Annotated in this window: 9 protein-coding genes, 2 tRNA genes and 1 pseudogene; 6 read left to right on the top strand and 6 right to left on the bottom strand. The window is 73.7% G+C overall.

The annotated features are described in order from the left end of the window. Nucleotides 1–141 precede the first annotated feature (141 nt). Nucleotides 142–1,818, top strand: a complete 1,677-nt coding sequence (locus AMK31_RS34960) for a long-chain fatty acid--CoA ligase (RefSeq protein ID WP_073944775.1) — start codon at nucleotides 142–144, stop codon at nucleotides 1,816–1,818. A 40-nt stretch (nucleotides 1,819–1,858) separates the two neighbouring features. Here the strand turns inward: AMK31_RS34960 and AMK31_RS34955 are convergent, their stop codons facing one another. After that, complete coding sequence (locus tag AMK31_RS34955; protein WP_073944774.1) at nucleotides 1,859–3,097, bottom strand: MFS transporter; 1,239 nt, start codon at nucleotides 3,095–3,097, stop codon at nucleotides 1,859–1,861. A 134-nt stretch (nucleotides 3,098–3,231) separates the two neighbouring features. Here AMK31_RS34955 and AMK31_RS34950 point away from each other — a divergent pair, with 134 nt between their 5' ends. After that, nucleotides 3,232–3,810: a TetR/AcrR family transcriptional regulator gene (locus AMK31_RS34950; protein WP_073944773.1), complete on the top strand. Its 579-nt coding sequence runs from the start codon at nucleotides 3,232–3,234 to the stop codon at nucleotides 3,808–3,810. 30 nt (nucleotides 3,811–3,840) lie between these two features. Here the strand turns inward: AMK31_RS34950 and AMK31_RS34945 are convergent, their stop codons facing one another. Continuing rightward, nucleotides 3,841–8,334: a hybrid sensor histidine kinase/response regulator gene (locus tag AMK31_RS34945; RefSeq protein WP_107468813.1), complete on the bottom strand. Its 4,494-nt coding sequence runs from the start codon at nucleotides 8,332–8,334 to the stop codon at nucleotides 3,841–3,843. Nucleotides 8,335–8,627: 293 nt separating this feature from the next. Further along, nucleotides 8,628–9,113: an SSI family serine proteinase inhibitor gene (locus AMK31_RS34940; RefSeq protein ID WP_073944772.1), complete on the bottom strand. Its 486-nt coding sequence runs from the start codon at nucleotides 9,111–9,113 to the stop codon at nucleotides 8,628–8,630. 190 nt (nucleotides 9,114–9,303) lie between these two features. Between AMK31_RS34940 and AMK31_RS34935 the strand changes: the two genes are divergently transcribed. The 4 genes from AMK31_RS34935 to AMK31_RS34920 all read left to right on the top strand — a co-directional run bounded on the left by AMK31_RS34935 (nucleotide 9,304) and on the right by AMK31_RS34920 (nucleotide 11,788). Beyond that, nucleotides 9,304–9,394: transfer RNA gene (locus tag AMK31_RS34935), tRNA-Ser, on the top strand. A gap of 223 nt (nucleotides 9,395–9,617) precedes the next feature. Next, a tRNA-Arg gene (locus tag AMK31_RS34930) sits at nucleotides 9,618–9,690 on the top strand. 231 nt (nucleotides 9,691–9,921) lie between these two features. Then, nucleotides 9,922–10,824: an LLM class flavin-dependent oxidoreductase gene (locus tag AMK31_RS34925; RefSeq protein ID WP_073944771.1), complete on the top strand. Its 903-nt coding sequence runs from the start codon at nucleotides 9,922–9,924 to the stop codon at nucleotides 10,822–10,824. Nucleotides 10,825–10,900: 76 nt separating this feature from the next. Next, nucleotides 10,901–11,788: an HAD hydrolase family protein gene (locus tag AMK31_RS34920; RefSeq protein WP_198948634.1), complete on the top strand. Its 888-nt coding sequence runs from the start codon at nucleotides 10,901–10,903 to the stop codon at nucleotides 11,786–11,788. Nucleotides 11,789–11,815: 27 nt separating this feature from the next. Here AMK31_RS34920 and AMK31_RS34915 read toward each other — a convergent pair whose 3' ends face one another. The 3 genes and pseudogenes from AMK31_RS34915 to cydB all read right to left on the bottom strand — a co-directional run. After that, a complete protein-coding gene (locus AMK31_RS34915) occupies nucleotides 11,816–12,868 on the bottom strand; it encodes a M23 family metallopeptidase (protein WP_073944770.1) in 1,053 nt (350 codons plus the stop codon). Between the two features lie 161 nt (nucleotides 12,869–13,029). Then, nucleotides 13,030–16,788, bottom strand: coding sequence for a thiol reductant ABC exporter subunit CydD (gene cydD / locus AMK31_RS34910; protein ID WP_073944769.1), 3,759 nt, complete (start codon nucleotides 16,786–16,788; stop codon nucleotides 13,030–13,032). Nucleotides 16,789–16,896: 108 nt separating this feature from the next. Then, nucleotides 16,897–17,898 (bottom strand): annotated as a pseudogene (gene cydB, locus AMK31_RS34905) (cytochrome d ubiquinol oxidase subunit II); the annotation flags it as partial. Between the last annotated feature and the right edge of the window lie 15 nt (nucleotides 17,899–17,913).

Here is a 17,913-nt window from a genome sequence, read left to right as displayed (position 1 = left end):
TCGGGGCGCCGTCGCCCCCGCCGCCCGGCGATAGCAGCGCGCCATTGTTGCCGCAAGGTGACAAGTTCTATCGCCCGCGCCTAGTGACATACCGCGCGGTATGCGTCCAGAATCAGCGCAACCTTTACCACCGCGCAGGCAATGCCGCCCCGGGAGGACGCCGTGCTGAGCACCATGCAGGACGTACCGCTGCTGATCTCCAGGATCCTGACCCACGGGTCCACGATCCACGGATCGTCGCAGGTGACCACCTGGACCGGCGAGGGTGAACCGCACCGCCGCTCCTACGCCGAGATCGGCGCCCGCGCCGCCCAGCTGGCGCACGCCCTGCGCGAGGACCTCGGCGTCGCCGACGACGACCGCGTGGCCACCCTGATGTGGAACAACGCCGAGCACGTCGAGGCGTACTTCGCGATCCCCTCCATGGGCGCGATCCTCCACACCCTGAACCTCCGCCTGCCCCCGGAGCAGCTGGCCTGGATCGTCAACCACGCCGCCGACCGGGTCGTCATCGCCAACGGCTCCCTGCTCCCGCTGCTCGCCCCGCTGCTGCCGCACCTGAAGACGCTGGAGCACGTCGTGGTCTCCGGCCCGGGCGACCGCTCCCTGCTCGCCGGGGCGTCCGTGCGGGTCCACGAGTACGAGGACCTGATCGCCGGCAAGCCGATCACCTACGACTGGCCCGAGCTGGACGAGCGCCAGGCCGCCGCCATGTGCTACACCTCCGGCACCACCGGCGACCCCAAGGGCGTGGTGTACAGCCACCGTTCGATCTACCTGCACTCCATGCAGGTCAACATGGCCCAGTCGATGGGCCTGACCGACCAGGACACCTCCCTGGTCGTGGTCCCCCAGTTCCACGTCAACGCCTGGGGCCTGCCGCACGCCACCTTCATGACCGGCGTGAACCTGCTGATGCCGGACCGCTTCCTGCAGCCCGCGCCGCTCGCCGAGATGATCGAGGGCGAGAAGCCGACGCACGCCGCCGCCGTCCCCACCATCTGGCAGGGCCTGCTCGCCGAGCTGACCGCCAACCCGCGCGACGTCTCCTCCCTCGGCCAGGTCACCATCGGCGGCTCCGCCTGTCCGCCCTCCCTGATGGAGGCCTTCGACAAGCTGGGCATGCGGGTCTGCCACGCGTGGGGCATGACGGAGACCTCCCCGCTCGGCACGATCGCCCGCCCGCCGGCCCACGCGGTCGGCACCGACGAGGAGTTCGGCTACCGCCTCACCCAGGGCCGCTTCCCGGCGAGCGTCGAGGCCCGCCTCACCGGCCCCGGCGGCGAGCGCCTGCCCTGGGACGGGGAGTCGGCCGGTGAGCTGGAGGTCCGCGGCCCGTGGATCGCCGGCGCCTACTACAACGGCCCGGACGCCGAACCGCTGCGCCCGGCCGACAAGTTCAGCGAGGACGGCTGGCTGAAGACGGGCGACGTCGGCACCATCTCCGCCGACGGCTTCCTCACCCTCACCGACCGCGCCAAGGACGTCATCAAGTCCGGCGGCGAGTGGATCTCCTCGGTGGAGCTGGAGAACGCCCTGATGTCCCACCCGGAGGTCGCCGAGGCCGCGGTCGTCGCCGTCCCCGACGAGAAGTGGGGCGAGCGCCCGCTGGCCACGGTCGTCCTCAAGGAGGGCGCCACCGCCGACTTCGAAGCCCTGCGCGCCTTCCTCACCGAGGAGGCCAAGATCGCCAAGTGGCAGCTCCCGGAGCGCTGGACGGTCATCGCGGCGGTGCCGAAGACGTCCGTCGGCAAGTTCGACAAGAAGGTGCTGCGCAAGCAGTACGCGGAGGGCGAGCTGGACGTCACCAAGCTCTGACCCCCCGCGCGGACGGCAGCGCGATCGTCGTACGGCGGCCTCACCGCCGTACGGCGGTCGTCCCCCAGCCCAGCAGCAGCCACAGCCCCGCCACCGCGCACACCCCGCCCCAGCCGAAGTGGGCGTAGGCGGAGCCCGCGAGGGCGGACGCGGTGGCGCCGCCCGCGAAACCGGCGACGACGTAGGCGGTGTTGGCGGTGGCCGGGGTCGAGGTGGTGGTCAGGGCCAGGGTCTGGTTGGCGACGTGCGAGGCCACCAGCGCCGCGTGGATCGCGATCGCGGCGACGAACAACGCCGCGAGGACCTGACCGCCGGCCCAGAACAGCGGCACGGACACGGCGGCGAGCAGATACGCGGTACGGACGACCCGGGCCGCCCCGAACCGGTCCACCAGCCCGCCCGCCAGCGGCGCGACCACGGTCGCCGCCAACCCGAAGAGGCCGAAGAGACCGGCGGTCGCCGTGGACAGACCGTACTCCGGGCCGGTCAGCAGCAGCGCGAGCGAGGTCCACAGCGCGCTCCACGCGCCGAACATGCCCGCCTGCCGGACGCAGGCCCGCCACAGGTCGGGCGAGTGGCGGACGACTCCGGGCAGCGCGGCGATGCCGCCGAACAGCGATCCGGTGCGCGGCCGCCGCTCGGACGGCAGCACGAGCGAGGTCGCGAGACCGAGGGCGAGAGTCAGTACGGCCGCGCCCGCGAACACCCAGCGCCAGCCGAAGGCCTGCCCGGCCAGCCCGCCGGCCACCCGGGCCGCGACGATGCCGGTGAACAGCCCCGCGACGACGGCCGCGACATGCCGTGCCCGGCGCTCGACGGGCGCCCGTTCGGCGACCAGCGGCACGAGCAGCTGGGGGATGACGGTCGCCGCGGAGGCGACGAGTACGGCGGCCGCGAGGGCGGCGGAGCCGGGGGCGGCCGCGGCGGCGGCCAGCGCCAGGGCGGTGACCACGGTGAGACCGGAGACCAGCCGGCGCCGGTTCACGCCGTCCCCTAGCGGGGCGAAGAGCAGCAGGCCGAGCGCGTAGCCGAACTGCGCGACCGAGGCGATCCAGGCCACGGCGGAGGGCGCGGAGCCGAAGTCGCGGGCGATGAGGGTGAGCAGCGGGGCGGCCAGATAGATGTTGGCGGCGGTGACCGCGCTGCACACGGCCAGAAGGGTGAGGAAGAGGGCGGGTGCGGGCGTGCGGGGCCCTCCCGCGGAGGGCGTACCGGACGCACCACGTGGCGCGGTGATCTGCTGGGTGATCTGCTGGGTGGTGCTGCTCGCTGGCGGCATGAGCGGGAGACCCTTCGAGCCGACTCTAATAACTAACTGGTTGGTTGGACGATGGGTGAACAGTCTGGGACGCCCCCGGATTCCCTGTCAACCAAACAGTTGGTTACCCGCTCTTCCGCGCTACCCTGTCCCCCATGGGAGCAAGGGACCCCGAGGCCACCAAGGCCCGGATCTTCGAGGCGGCCGTCGCCGAGTTCGCCCGCCACGGCATCGCGGGCGCCCGGATCGACCGCATCGCGAGCGAGGCCAAGGCCAACAAGCAGCTGATCTACGCCTACTTCGGCAACAAGGCGCAGCTGTTCACCCACGTCCTCGAGAAGAAGATGCTCGACCTCGCCGCCTCGGTCCCCGTCGACCCGGACGACATCGAGGCCTGGATCGACCGCCTCCTCGACCATCACTCCGCCCATCCGGAGATCCTGCGCCTGCTCTACTGGGAAGGCCTCGAGTACGGCTCGTCCGAACTTCCCGACGAAGCCGAGCGCCAGGAGCACTACGCCCGCAAGGTCGCCACCGTCGAGGACGGCCAGCGCCGGGGCGTCATCACCGACGCGATCCCGGCCCCCGACCTGCTGCTCCTGCTGACCGCGCTGGCCAACTGGGCCACCGTCGTCCCGCAGATGGCCCGCATCCTGGTCGGCGCGGACAGCCCCGACCGCGAGCGCCTGCGCGCGTCGATCAAGGAGGCGGCACGCAGGCTGGTCGCCCCGTAGGCCCGGGCGTCGTACCCGAAGGCGCGGGGGTCAGTTGGTGCCGATCCGCGCCAGCAGGTCCACGATCCGCGACTGCACCTCTTCGCTGGTCGACCGCTCCGCCAGGAACAGCACCGTCTCCCCCGAGGCGAGACGCGGCAGGTCGGCCTGGTCGACGGCGGCCGTGTAGACGACCAGCGGGGTCCGGTTGAGCTGCCCGTTCGCCCGCAGCCAGTCCACGATCCCGGCCCGGCGCCGATGCACCTGCATCAGGTCCATCACGACCAGGTTCGGCCGGAACTGCCCCGCCAGCGTCACCGCGTCCGTGTCGCTCGCCGCCCGCGCCACCTGCATCCCGCGCCGCTCCAGCGTCGCGGTCAGCGCCAGCGCGATCTCCGCGTGCTCCTCGATCAGCAGGACGCGCGGCGGGTGCTGCTCGCTGTCGCGCGGGGCGAGCGCCTTCAGCAGGACGGCGGGGTCGGCGCCGTACGCCGCCTCGCGCGTCGCCTGACCGAGCCCGGCCGTCACCATCACCGGCACCTCGGCGGCGACCGCCGCCTGACGCAGCGACTGCAGGGCCGTACGGGTGATCGGCCCGGTCAGCGGGTCCACGAACAGCGCCGCCGGGAACGCGGCGATCTGCGCGTCGACCTCCTCGCGCGAGTGCACGATCACCGGCCGGTAGCCGCGGTCGCTGAGCGCCTGCTGGGTGCTGACGTCCGGCGCCGGCCACACCAGCAGGCGCCGCGGGTTGTCCAGCGGTTCCGGCGGCAGCTCGTCGTCCATCGGCTGCGGACGTGGGGTGTCGGCCACCTCGACGGCCCCACCGGGACCGTCCAGCGGCTCGGGACCCTCGGCGGCGTTCTCGTCGGGTGCGCCTATGGCGTACGACCGCCCGGCGCCCTCACTGGCCTGCCCGGGCAGCCGCGGCGGCTGCGCCGACGGCGCCGGCGGCTGGGGGACGGGGTGCTCGGCCGAGGGGTGCGGACGGGCGGCGGCCGGGTCCGGGGGCGTGCCCAGCTTCCGGCGCCGGCCGGAGCCGCCCGGCTGGTTCGGGGGAGGCGTCGCGGTCGACGGCTGCTGCACCTGGGCGGCCTGCCGGGTGAACGGCACGCCCTGGCCCAGCGTGCGCACGCTGATCGACCTGCCCTGTGTGGAGGTGGAGTCGGTGTCCGTCGGCGCCTCGGCGGGCAGCGGCTGGGCGACCCGCGCGGCGGTGGCCTCCGGGGGCAGCGGGGTGCCGGAACTCGGGGTCGGCTGCGGCTGCGGCTGCGGCACGGCCTGCGGCGGTACGGCGGCACCGTCGGCCGGTACGGCCGTCCCCGCGCCGGACGTGTCGCCGTCGGCGGCCGGCCACGGCTGGGGCGCCGGGGTGCCCGCGGCCGGGGTCGCGGCGCCGGGGGCCGCCTCGGCCGGGAGCGGCCGGCCGGGCAGCGGGGGCGCCACGGGCTGGACGGCGGGCTGGGCGACCGAGTGCCCCACGGGCTGCGGCGCGGCCTGCGCGGGCACGGTCACCTGGCCGGTGCCGGACGCGGGCTGCGCGGGGGCCGCCACCGGGGCCGCCGGGACAGGGGCGGGAGCCTGGGCGGGCCCGGCGTCGGGCCGCGCCACCGGCGTCGCCTGATCGGCGTGCCCCTGCGGGGCGGCCACCTGCGCCGGGATGCCCTGCGGGGGCGTCACGGACGCCTCCGCGGGCGGGGCCACGGCCCGCCGGCGACGGCCCGTCGGCGCGCTCGCGGGGTGCGGCTGCGGCGGGGTGTGGTCGTGGGACTGGTCGTGCGGTACGGCGTCGTGCCGGCCGTGGTCGAGGGCGTCGGCGTGCGCGTCGGCGGCCGCGTCGGCCGGCGCGGCCTGGTGCGGGACCTGGGCCGGTACGGGCGTCGGCAGGGGCGCGGACGCGGGCGCGGACGCCGGGGCAGCAGGGGCCGGGGCGGGCGCGGGCGCGGGCTGCTGTACCGGAACCGGCACGGGGACGCCGGGGGCCCCAGGGACGAGGGCGTCGGCCTGCGGGGCCTGCGGAACCTGCGGGACGGGCTGCTGAGCGGTCCGCGGCTGCTGCTGTTGCTGTTGCTGTTGCTGCTGCTGTTGCTGTTGCTGTTGCTGTTGCGGGAGCGAGGCCTGCTCAGGCAGCTGAGGCGACGCCTGCTCGGGGAGCATCTGCTGAGGCAAGGCCCGCTGCGGCAGCGCCTGCTGGGACATCGCCTGCGGCGGCAAGGCCTGCTGCGGCCCCGCCTCCCCCTGCGGCCCGTCCGGCGTCCGGTCCGCCTCCGCGGGCGGCAGCGCGAACACCGTGCGCGGCCCGGCCTCCTGCGCCGCGGCGCGCTCCTGCGCGGCGGCCAGGGCACGGCGCCGACGGCCCGTCGGCTGCTGGTCCTCCCCCTGCACGGCCGGCAACGCCGGTGGCAGGGCGTGCTGTTCCTCCGGGGCGCGCCGGGCACGCCGGCCACCGGACGCGGGAACGCCCTGCGGCGGAACCGTGCCGCCCAGGCCGCTGCCCACGGCCGCGGTCCCCGCGGCATGCTCGTCGGCCGTGACGACGGACCCCTCGGCCACGCCCTCGCCCGCGTCGGCCTGCTCGGCGCCCTCGGCGGGCCGGCCGCGCCGGCGGCCCGTGCCACCGGCGGCCTCGGGCCCGTCGGCCGGGACGTGCAGCTCGACCTCCGCCGCCGCGGCCGCGGCACGCCTGCGCCGCCGTCCGGTCGGCACCGGGGCGGCCTGCTCGGACTCCGCCTCCGGGCCGCCCTCGGGCGCGCCCGGCACGTCGCTCTCCAGGAAGGCGTCGGTGGAGGCCCGCCGGGCCCGCCGCCGCCCGCCGCCGGAGGTCTGCTCGGAGGCAGGGACCACGTCGCTCCCGGGAGCGGGTGCGGGTGCGGACACGGCGCCCGCGCCGCCGCCGAGGGGCACTTCGAGCACGTAGGCGCTGCCGCTCATGCCCGGCACCTCATGGGTCTGCAGCACACCGCCGTGCGCCCGGACGATGCCGCGCACGATCGGCTCGTGCACCGGGTCGCCCCCGGCGTACGGCCCGCGCACCTCGATCCGTACGACCTCGCCCCGCTGCGCCGCCGCGACCACGACGGTGTTGTCCATGTAACCGCCCGCGGACACCGGGGAGTTCCCGGTCGCGTCGACCCCGGCGACATCGGCGACGAGATGCGCGAGCGCGGTCGCCAGCATCCGGGCGTCGACCTCGGCCTCGATGGGCGGCGCGTGCACGGCGAACTGCACCCGCCCCGGCCCGATCAGCTCGACGGCCCCGTCGACACCCGAGGCGACCACGGAGTCGAGCATCACCTTCGTACGGGTCACCTGCTCGGTGCCGGAGTCGAGGCGCTGGTAGCTGAGGACGTTGTCGATGAGGGCGGTGATGCGGGAGTACCCGGCGGAGAGGTGGTGGAGGACCTGGTTGGCCTCGGGCCACAGCTGGCCGGCGTCGTCCGCGGCGAGCGCGGACAGCTCGCGGCGCAGTTCGTCGAGGGGCCCGCGCAGGGACGTGCCCAGCAGGGTCAGCAGCTGCTCGTGCCGCCCGGCCAGCGCCTCGTAGCGGTCCTTCTCCCGCTCGCCGAGGGCGGCGTACCGCTCCTCGCCGGCGGCCAGCTCCTCCTCGTGCCGCTCGCGCAGCTCCTCCAGCTCGGTGACGTGCTGCTGGCGCAGCGCGGTGAGGTCGGAGGCGTGCTCCTCGGCGAGCCGTTCCAGCTCCTCGGCGTGCCGCCGCTCGGCCTCCTCCTTCTCCTCCACCAGCGCGTCGTACGGCCGCCGGTCGAGGAAGGTCATCACGGCGCCGACGAGCTGGTCGCCGTCGCGCACCGGCGCGGTCGTCAGATCGACCGGCACCTTGTCGCCGCTCTTGGACCACAGCACCTGCCCGCGCACCCGGTGCTTGCGCCCGGAGCGCAGCGTGTCGGCGAGCGGGGACTCGTCGTACGGGAACGGCGTGCCGTCGGCGCGCGAGTGCAGGACGAGGTCGTGCAGCTCCTTGCCGCCGAGGTCGCTGGCGCGGTAGCCCAGTATCTGCGCGGCGGCCGGGTTGACGAGGACGATCTGTCCGTCGGTGTCGGTGCCGACGACGCCCTCCGCGGCGGCCCGCAGGATCATCTCGGTCTGCCGCTGCGAGCGTGCCAGCTCGGCCTCGGTGTCGACGGTCCCGGACAGGTCGCGGACGACGAGCATCAGCAGCTCGTCGCCGGTGTAGCCGTAGCTGTCGTAGGCCTGCTGGCCGTTCTCCAGATTCGCGGACGTGACCTCGACCGGGAACTCGCTGCCGTCGGTGCGCCGGGCCGTCATCCGGGTCGGCTTGGTCCGGCCGCGCGGGTCCATGTGGTCGGGCCGCCGCATGGAGCCGGGGATGAGCTTGGAGTCGAACTCCGGCAGCAGATCGAGCAGGCCGCGCCCGACGAGGGCGGTGCCCGGCGCCTCGAAGGCCTCCAGGGCGATGGCGTTGGCGTTGACGACGGTTCCGTTGGCGTTGACCAGGACCAACGCGTCGGGCAGCGCGTCGAGTATGGCTGCGAGGCGAGCAGCGCCTCGGGGTGGCCTGCTGCTCACGAGACGCTTCCTCCCTGTTACCGCACCTTGCCGACCGCTCGGGCCATCTTGCCAACCGGCCCGCGGCGTGTCACGCGAGGGAGTCTAAGGGCTGGGGTTGCGCTCGCGACGCCGGATGGGAGAGAGGTCGCACGAGCCGGTGACGACCGGTGGCGTCGGACCGGCAGGGAGCGCATGACCGCGTACGTCCGCGCCCATGCGCTCCTTCTCGCCACCTCCGCAGGACGTCTACAGAGGCCCGCGTTTTCTCCTTCTCCCGTCCACCTGCTCTTCCCGCTCTTCCGGGGCCGGTCCTACTCGCCCGGGGCGGGCAGCAGCGGTACGAGCCGGTTCCAGCGGGCGATCTCGCAGCCGTTGCTGCGGTCGAACGTGGCGTCGACGGGGCGTCCGGCCCAGGTTCCGGTGACGCGCGCGGTGGCGGAACCGCCGTACTGCATGGTGCAGACGGTGCCTTCGGGCACGGGCGCGAAGACGTCCTCGCCCCACCGGGTGTTCCGGTCGACGCTCGCGCACGCCCCGCCCGCGTCCGGGTGGCTGCCGCCGGCCGGGTGGCAGGCCAGCCGGAACGTGCCGTCCGCGCCGCCGCCCATGTGCCGGACGGTGACCGTGAGGTGGTCCCCCGGGCCGGCGCCGTGAAGGGGCGGCGGCGGGGCGGGGGACGGAGCCGTGGTGACGGCGACGGCGGCGGGCGCGGCGGAGAGCGAGCCGAGCGCGGCGAGAGAGGTGCCGACGGCGACGATCAGCCGGCGGAGTGCGTGGGGGGTGGTGACCTGCGACATGCCCTGACTAACGCCGCACGCGTCTCCGCGTTGCGTTCGACGCCCCCGGCGAATCTCCCTCGGGCTTCACCCGGGAAGCCCTTTGCTCTGTGGCCCGCCTGCCTAGTACCGTGGGGGGCGATTGGTGACAGCACGCTCGACTGTGTCATCATCTGCACGCACCACTCGCGCTCGCGCGGGCGGCTGTGCTGGAGGCGTCGCCTAGTCCGGTCTATGGCGCCGCACTGCTAATGCGGTTTGGGCCTTAAAGCCCATCGAGGGTTCAAATCCCTCCGCCTCCGCGCAAGATCACCGAAGCCCCGGTCCACACGGACCGGGGCTTCGTCGTTCCCGCCTGGTCACCGCCCCCGCCGCGCTCCGCGCCCTACACCCCCCATCCGGCGTTTTCGCAGGTCAGGTGGGGTGAGGCAATCGGATTTCACATGACGGCGGCAGTCATGTAATGTTCTTCCTGTCGCCGCGAGCGGGCCGAAAGGACCGGGAGCGGCGGAGAAAAAAGAACAAGCACTCGTAGCTTAACGGATAGAGCATCTGACTACGGATCAGAAGGTTGCAGGTTCGAATCCTGCCGAGTGCACACAGAACAGAGGCCCCGGAGTGATCCGGGGCCTCTGGCGTTGCCGGGGATTGTCCACAGGAAGCACCAAAATCCCTGTGGATAACTGCACTTGCTGTGGATCAAACCTCAGGATGTATATCAACTGAGTGATCCACGTCTCTCCCGAGGCCCGTCTCTCCGTCCGTGGCCGGTCTGCCGCGCACGGTGACTGTTTCACGTGAAACACCGAGCGGCGCATACGCTCGATGCATGAGTCTGCGTCTGAGCACCGTGATCCTCCCGTACCGCCGCTGGCACGAGGGTGCCAAGGAGACGTGGCAGCGTGCGGATCAGCTCGGCTTCCACACCGCTTACACCTACGACCATCTGTCCTGGCGCAGCTTCCGGGACGGCCCGTGGTTCGGTGCCGTGCCGACGCTGACGGCCGCGGCGGCCGTGACCGACCGGCTGCGGCTGGGCACCCTGGTGACCTCGCCGAACTTCCGGCACCCGGTGACCCTCGCCAAGGAGCTGATCTCCCTGGACGACATCTCCGGCGGCCGGGTCACGCTCGGCATCGGCGCGGGCGGCACCGGCTTCGACGCCACCGCGCTCGGCCAGGAACCGTGGACGCCGCGCGAGCGGGCCGACCGGTTCGCCGAGTTCGTGCCGCTGCTGGACCGGCTGCTGACCGAGGACTCGGTGTCGTACGAGGGCGACTTCTACTCGGCGCACGAGGCTCGGAACATCCCCGGCTGCGTGCAGCGGCCCCGGCTCCCCTTCGCCGTCGCCGCCACCGGCCCGCGCGGGCTGAAGCTGGCCGCCCGCTACGGGCAGGCGTGGGTGACCACCGGCGACCCGAAGCTGTACGAGACGGGGACGCCCGAGCAGTCCGTCCAGGCGATCCGCGGGCAGATCGAGAAGCTGGCGGACGCCTGCGCGGTGGCCGGGCGTGATGTGCGGGCGCTCGACAAGGTTCTGCTCACCGGCTTCACCCCGGACCGCGGCCGGCCGCTGGAGTCCCTGGACGCCTTCGTCGACTTCGCGGGCCGGCACCGGGAGTTGGGCTTCACGGAGATCGTGATCCACTGGCCCATCCCCGACTCGGACTTCGCCGCGGACCTGAAGGTCTTCGAGCAGATCGCCATGGACGCGCTGGCCCAGCTGGGATGAGACAACGGAGCGTGACGGTGCTGGTGAGCACCGTCACCACTCAGATGTGCGGAGACCCGCACGACCGTGCGGGCATATGCGGGAGAATGACGCGGTGACCTCAGCGACTCGACAGCCCGAGACCCCGGCCCCCGCGATACCGCCCCGCCTGATCGCCACCGACCTCGACGGCACGCTGCTGCGCGACGACAAGTCGGTGTCCCCGCGCACGGTCGCCGCCCTCGCCGCCGCCGAGGAGGCGGGCATCGAGGTCTTCTTCGTCACCGGCCGCCCGGCCCGCTGGATGGACGTCGTCAGCGACCACGTCCACGGCCACGGCCTGGCGATCTGCGGCAACGGCGCCGCCGTGGTCGACCTGCACGGCGGCCCCGGCACCCACCGGTTCGTGAAGGTGCGCGAGCTGGCGCGGGAGAACGCGCTGGACGCCGTACGACTGCTGCGGGACGCGGCACCGGGAACCGTCTACGCGGTGGAGCAGACGTACGGCTTCCACCAGGAGCCGGACTACCCCAAGCTGCACATGGAGATCCCGGACACGCTCGCGCCGGCCGAGCGGCTGCTGGCGCCGGACGCCCCCGGTGCCGGGGAGCCGGTGCTGAAGATCCTCGCGTACCACCCAACGCTCGACCCGGACGCCTTCCTCACCCTGGCCCGGCTCGCCATCGGCGAGCGCGCCAACGTCACCCGCTCCAGCCCCAGCGCGCTGCTGGAGATCAGCGGACCGGGCGTCTCCAAGGCCAGCACGCTCGCCCTGTGCTGCGCCGACCGGGGCATCTCGCACGAGGAGGTCGTCGCCTTCGGGGACATGCCGAACGACGTCGAGATGCTGACCTGGGCCGGCCGGTCGTACGCCATGGGCAACGCCCACCCGGACGTGATCGCCGCCGCCTCGGGCCGCACGGTCGCCAACAACGACGACGGGGTCGCGGTCGTGATCGAACGGCTGCTGGCGGAGCGGGGCTAGCTTTTTTAGGGGCGGGCCGGTGCCGCGCTAGCCGATCGGGACGTTTCGCTCCGTCAGCCACGGCACCGGGTCGACGCCCGAGCCGTGCTCCGGGGTGACCCGGACCTCGAAGTGCAGGTGCGGGCCGGTGGAGTTGCCGGTCGTACCGGCCTGGCCGATCCACTGGCCGGTCTCCACCCGCTCGCCCTGGTCGACGGCGACGGACGCGAGATGGGCGTACTGCGTGTAGTAGCCGTCCGGGTGTTCCAGCACGATCTGGATGCCGAAGGCACCGCCGCACACCACCCGCACCACCTTGCCCTCGCCGACCGCCCGCACCGGCGTGCCGATGGGCACCGCGAAGTCCTGCCCGGTGTGCACGTTGGCCCACCGGGCCCCGCCGCTGCCGAACCCGGCGGACATCTCGTACGTCTCCACCGGCGCGACCCAGGCGTTCGTGAAGGACGTCTCCGGCTGGTCCAGGCGTACCGCGCCCCGGCAGGTGCCCGCCGCCGCCGACGCGTCCGCCTCGCCCTGCAACTGGACGCGCGCCTCCGCCAGCTTCTGCTCGATGGACTGCTTCATCGCAGCCATCTCGGCGTTCCGGTTCTCCAGCTCCTGCCAGGCCTTCTCGGCCTTCGTCTCGTCGGCCGCCAGCCGGGCCTCCGCGTCCCGGCTCTTGCCGATCGCGTTCTTCACCGCCTGATCAGCCCGCGAGAAGACCTGCTGACTTCGCATCAGCGCCTCCGGATCGTCCGCGAGGAGCATCTGGGCGGCCAGTGGCACACCCCCGCCGTCGCGGTACTGAGCACTGGCGATCCGGCCCAGGTCCTCGTGCAGCGCACCGATCCGCTGCCGCTGCCGGTCCAGCAGGCCCTCCAGCCGCTCGACCTCGGCCCGCTGCGTGTCCGCCTCGCGCCGCGCCTGCTCGTACCGCTGCGTCACCACCGCCGCTTCCCGGTACAGCCGCGCCACCTCCAGGCTGGCGCCGCCCGCCACGACACCGCCGTCGCCCGAGGGCTCGGCGGGCCGGGCGGCGAGCACGGCGAGCGCGCAGGCGAGCGCGGCGTAGAGCTTGGGGTGACGACGAGGTGACAACATGTCAGCGATCCTGGCCCGTACGGACACCGCACCGCTTGTTCAAGTCGTACGCATGGGGGATCCACGGGCTCGGATGGAGCAGTCCCGGGCCCTGCTGACGGCGTGTCAGCCGGGAGGACGGCCGGACGAACCTAGGGTCAGTGCGGCACGCCTGCGCTTTGTCATACCGCCGCCGGCAGCTCCGCCTCCGCCTCCCGCGCCACCATCTCCCGCAGCGGCCCCTCCACCGCGGCCAGTTCGGCGTACGGCCCGCGCTGCACCACACGGCCCGCGTCCAGCACGATCACTTCGTCCACGGCCTCCAGCCCGGCCAGCCGGTGGGTGACCAGGAGCGTCGTACGGCCCTGGGTGGCGGCCAGCAGGTCGGCGGTGAGGGCGTCGGCCGTCGGCAGGTCCAGGTGCTCCGCCGGCTCGTCGAGGACCAGCACCGGGAAGTCGGCGAGCAGCGCCCGCGCGAGGGCCAGCCGCTGCCGCTGGCCGCCCGACAGCCGGGCCCCGTGCTCGCCGACGAGCGTGTCCAGCCCCTCGGGCAGGCTGTCCGCCCAGTCCAGCAGCCGGGCCCGGGCGAGCGCGTCGCGCAGCTCGCCCTCCGTGGCGTCCCGCCGGGCGAGCAGCAGGTTCTCCCGCACGGTGCTGTCGAAGAGGTGCGCGTCCTGGGCGCACAGACCGACGAGCCGCCGCACGTCGTCGCCGTCGAGGGCGTACGCGTCCACACCGGCCAGCGTGTAGGAGCCCGCGCGGGCGTCCACGAACCGCAGCAGCACCTGCGCCAGGGTCGTCTTGCCGGACCCCGACGGGCCGACGATCGCGATCCGTCGTCCGCGCTCCAGCGTCAGGTCGAGACCGGCGAGCGCGTCCCGGTCCTGGCCGGCGTGGCGGGCGTCCAGATCGCGCAGCACGAGCGGGAACGGTGTCGCGGGCGCCTGCCGGGGCCGCGCGGGCTCCCGGACGGGCTCGGGGGCGTCCAGCACCTCGTACACGCGCTCCGCGCTGCGGCGCACCCGCTGCCGGTACTGCACGGCCAGCGGCAGCCCGAGAACCGCCTCGAAGGCGGCGAGCGGAGTGAGCACGACGACGGCCAGCGCGACGCCGCTCAGCCGTCCGTCCGCCACGGCCTGGACACCGGCGAGCGCGGCGGCGGCGACGGTCAGGCCGGAGATCAGCGCGGTCAGACCGTCGCCGAGGGCGGTGGCGGTGGCCGCGCGCGAGGCGATCCGGGTCAGCTCGGCGTCGGCCCGCCGGGTCTCGGCGGTACGGGCGGGCAGGGCGCCGGCGACGGTCAGCTCGGCCGTGCCGGTGAGCAGGTCGGCCACCCGGGTCGCGAGCACGCCCCGCGCGGGGGCGAGCCGGCGTTCGGCGCGCCGGGCCACGGCACCGGTGATCAGCGGGACCCCGGCGCCGGCCGCCAGCAGGCCCACGGCGAGCCCGGCCCCGGCCTCGGGCAGCAGCCAGGCCGTGAAACCGACGGACAGCGCGGACACGGCGATCGCGGCGCCGGCCGGGAGCAGCCAGCGCAGCCAGTAGTCCTGGAGGGCGTCCACGTCGGCGACCAGCCGGGACAGCAGGTCGCCCCGGCGGGTCGTCCGCAGGCCCGCGGGCGCCAGCCGCTCCAGGCGCCGGAAGACGGCGACCCGGGTGTCGGCCAGCATCCGCAGCACCGCGTCGTGCGACACCAGCCGCTCGGCGTACCGGAACACCGCCCGGCCGATGCCGAAGGCCCGCGTCGCCGTCACGGCCACCATCAGATACAGCACGGGCGGCTGCTGCGAGGCCCGCGAGATCAGCCAGCCGGACGTCGCCATCAGCCCCACGGCACTGCCGAGCGCGAGGCTGCCGAGCAACAACGCGAGGGCGAGCCGGCCACGGCGTGCGGAGGACAGGAGACGGACGCGGGCGAGGATGCCGGTGGGGGCGGGGTTCGCCGGGAAGTGCGGCGCGGGCTCGGCGAGGGTGCCGGCGGGGGCCAACTCCGCCGGGATTCCCGATGCCGGCTCCGCGAAGGTGCCGACGGGGGCCGACTCCGCCGGGATTCGCGGCGCGGGCTGAGCGAAGGTGCCGACGGGGGCGGGGGTCGCCGTGATTCCCGGCGCGGGCTCCGCGAGGGTGCCGTCAGGGTGGGACTGTGCCGGGGCCTCCGGTGCAGGGCCGGGGCGGATGCCGTCCGGGGCGGGTTCCGTCCGGGCGGGGGGTATCGAGGGAGTCGCGGAAGGAGTCGCCGGCGGTACCGCCTGGGCGTCGGTGACAGCCTGTCGTACGTCCTGGTCCGCCGTGTCCGCCCGCAGGGGGCTGTCGGCCCCGTCCAGCCGTACGACCCGGTCCGCCACGCCCAGCAGCGCCGGGCGGTGCACCACCAGCAGGACGGTGCGCCCGGCGGCGAGGCGGTGGACCGCTGCGACGATCTCCGCCTCCGTCGCCCCGTCGAGCGCGGCCGTCGGCTCGTCCAGCAGCAGCACGGGCCGGTCGGCGAGGAACGCGCGGGCCAGGGCGAGGCGCTGACGCTGCCCGGCCGAGAGGCCCGCTCCGTCCTCGCCCAGCACGGTGTCGACGCCCTGGGGGAGGGCGTCCACGAACTCCAGCGCGCCCGCGTCGCGCAGCGCCCGGCGCAAGGCACGGTCGTCGGCGTCGGGGCGGGCCAGCCGTACGTTCTCGGCGATCGTCCCGGCGTACAGATGCGGGCGCTGCGGCACCCAGGCGATGCGTGAGCGCCACTGCTCCAGGTCGAGGTCGGTGAGGTCGGCTCCCCCGATCCGGACCCGGCCCTCGGTGGGCCGTACGAATCCCAGCGCCACGTTGAGCAGCGTGGACTTGCCCGCGCCGCTCGGGCCGACGAGGGCGACGGTCTCACCGGGTTCGACGGTGAGCGAGACGTCGGAGACCGCGTCCGCCGAGCGTCCCGGGTAGCGGACGGTCACGTTCTCGAAGGTCATCGCCCCGGCCTGGACGGGCGTGGTGCCCGAGGCCGGTACCGGGGTCTCCAGGACCGAGAAGATCTCCTCGGCCGCCGCCAGGCCCTCCGCCGCCGCGTGGTACTGGGCGCCGACCTGCCGCAGCGGCAGATAGGCCTCCGGAGCCAGGACGAGGATGACGAGGCCGATGTACAGGTCCATGTCGCCGTGGACCAGCCGCATGCCGATGGTCACGGCGACGAGCGCCACGGAGAGGGTGGCCAGCAGCTCCAGCGCGAAAGAGGACAGGAAGGCGATGCGCAGGGTGCGCATGGTCGCCTGCCGGTACTCGCCGGTGATGCGCTTGATCGACTCGGCCTGGGCCTTGGCCCGTCCGAACACCTTCAGTGTCGGCAGCCCGGCGACCACGTCCAGGAAGTGCCCGGACAGCCGGGACAGCAGCTGCCACTGGCGGTCCATCCGGGACTGGGTGGCCCAGCCGATCAGCACCATGAAGACGGGGATGAGCGGCAGGGTGCCGACGATGATCGCCGCCGACACCCAGTCCTCGGTGACGATCCGCGCCAGCACCGCCACCGGGACGACCACCGCGAGGCCCAACTGGGGCAGGTAGCGCGAGAAGTAGTCGTCGAGGGCGTCCACTCCCCGCGTGGCCAACGCGACCAGCGAGCCGGTGCGCTGTCCGCTCAGCCAGCCCGGGCCGAGTGCCGCCGATCGTTCCAGCAGCCGCCCGCGCAGCTCCGACTTCACCGCCGCGCTCGCCCGGTGGGCGGCCAGCTCGGTGAGCCAGGCGACCAGAGCGCGGCCGCAGGCGACGGCCACCAACAGCAGCAGGGGAGTGCGGAGTTCCGCGACCGCCATCCCGTGCTGGAAGGCGCCCACCACCGTCTCGGCGATGAGCATCGCCTGCGCGATGACCAGCCCGGCGCCGACGGCACCCAGGCCGACGACGGCCACCAGGAAGAACCGGGTGGCCCGGGCGTAGCGGAGCAGCCGTGGATCGATCGGTTTCACGTGAAACACACCTCAGTGCGCGGCTTCGGGGGTGGTGTGCGATTCGGGAGTAGTACGCGATTCAGGAGCCTCGTGCGCTTCCGGGGCAGCGTGTGCGCCGGGAGCCGCGTGCGGGTCGGGAGCGATGTGCTGGATGCCGATCCGCTTGCGGAACACCCAGTACGTCCACGACTGGTAGAGCAGCACGAGCGGCGTGGCGATCGCCGCGCACCAGGTCATGATCTTCAGGGTGTACGGGCTGGACGAGGCGTTGGTGACCGTGAGGCTCCACTCCTCGTTCAGCGACGACGGCATGACGTTCGGGAAGAGCGACAGGAAGAGCATCGCCACGGCGGCCACGATGGTGACGCCGGACAGCGCGAACGACCAGCCCTCACGCCCTGCCTGGTTCGCCGCCAGCGCCGCCAGCAGCGCGGCCACGGCCACGACGAGGGCGACCAGGCTCTTGCCGTCCCCGCTGTCGGCCTGCGTCCACAGCAGGAAGACCAGCGCGAGGACAGCCGTGACGAGGCCGACCTTGAGCGCCAGCTTCCGGGCGCGTTCCCGGATCTCTCCGACCGTCTTCAGGGCGGTGAACACCGCCCCGTGGAAGGTGAACAGGGTGAGCGTCACCAGGCCGCCGAGCAGGGCGTACGGGTTGAGCAGGTCCCCGACGGTGCCGACGAACTCCATGTCCTGGTCGATCTTCACGCCTCGCACCAGGTTGCCGAAGGCCACGCCCCACAGGAACGCGGGGAGCAGCGAGGTCCAGAAGATCGCGGTCTCCCAGTTGCGCTGCCAGTGCTCCTCGGGTCGCTTGGCGCGGTACTCGAAGGCGACACCGCGGATGATCAGGCAGACCAGGATGAGCAGCAGGGGCAGGTAGAAGCCGGAGAAGAGGGTGGCGTACCACTCGGGGAAGGCGGCGAAGGTGGCGCCGCCCGCGGTGAGCAGCCACACCTCGTTGCCGTCCCAGACGGGTCCGATGGTGTTGATCAGCACCCGCTTCTCGGGCCGGTTCCGGGCCAGCAGCCTGGTGAGGATGCCGACCCCGAAGTCGAAGCCCTCCAGGAAGAAGTAGCCGATCCACAGGACGGCGATCAGAACGAACCAGACGTCGTGCAGTTCCATGACTGTGCAGCTCCC

Source organism: Streptomyces sp. TSRI0107 (assembly GCF_001905845.1).
GTDB lineage: Bacteria > Actinomycetota > Actinomycetes > Streptomycetales > Streptomycetaceae > Streptomyces.
Note: the sequence above shows the minus strand (reverse complement) of the source record. Positions and strands in the feature narration are given on the sequence as shown.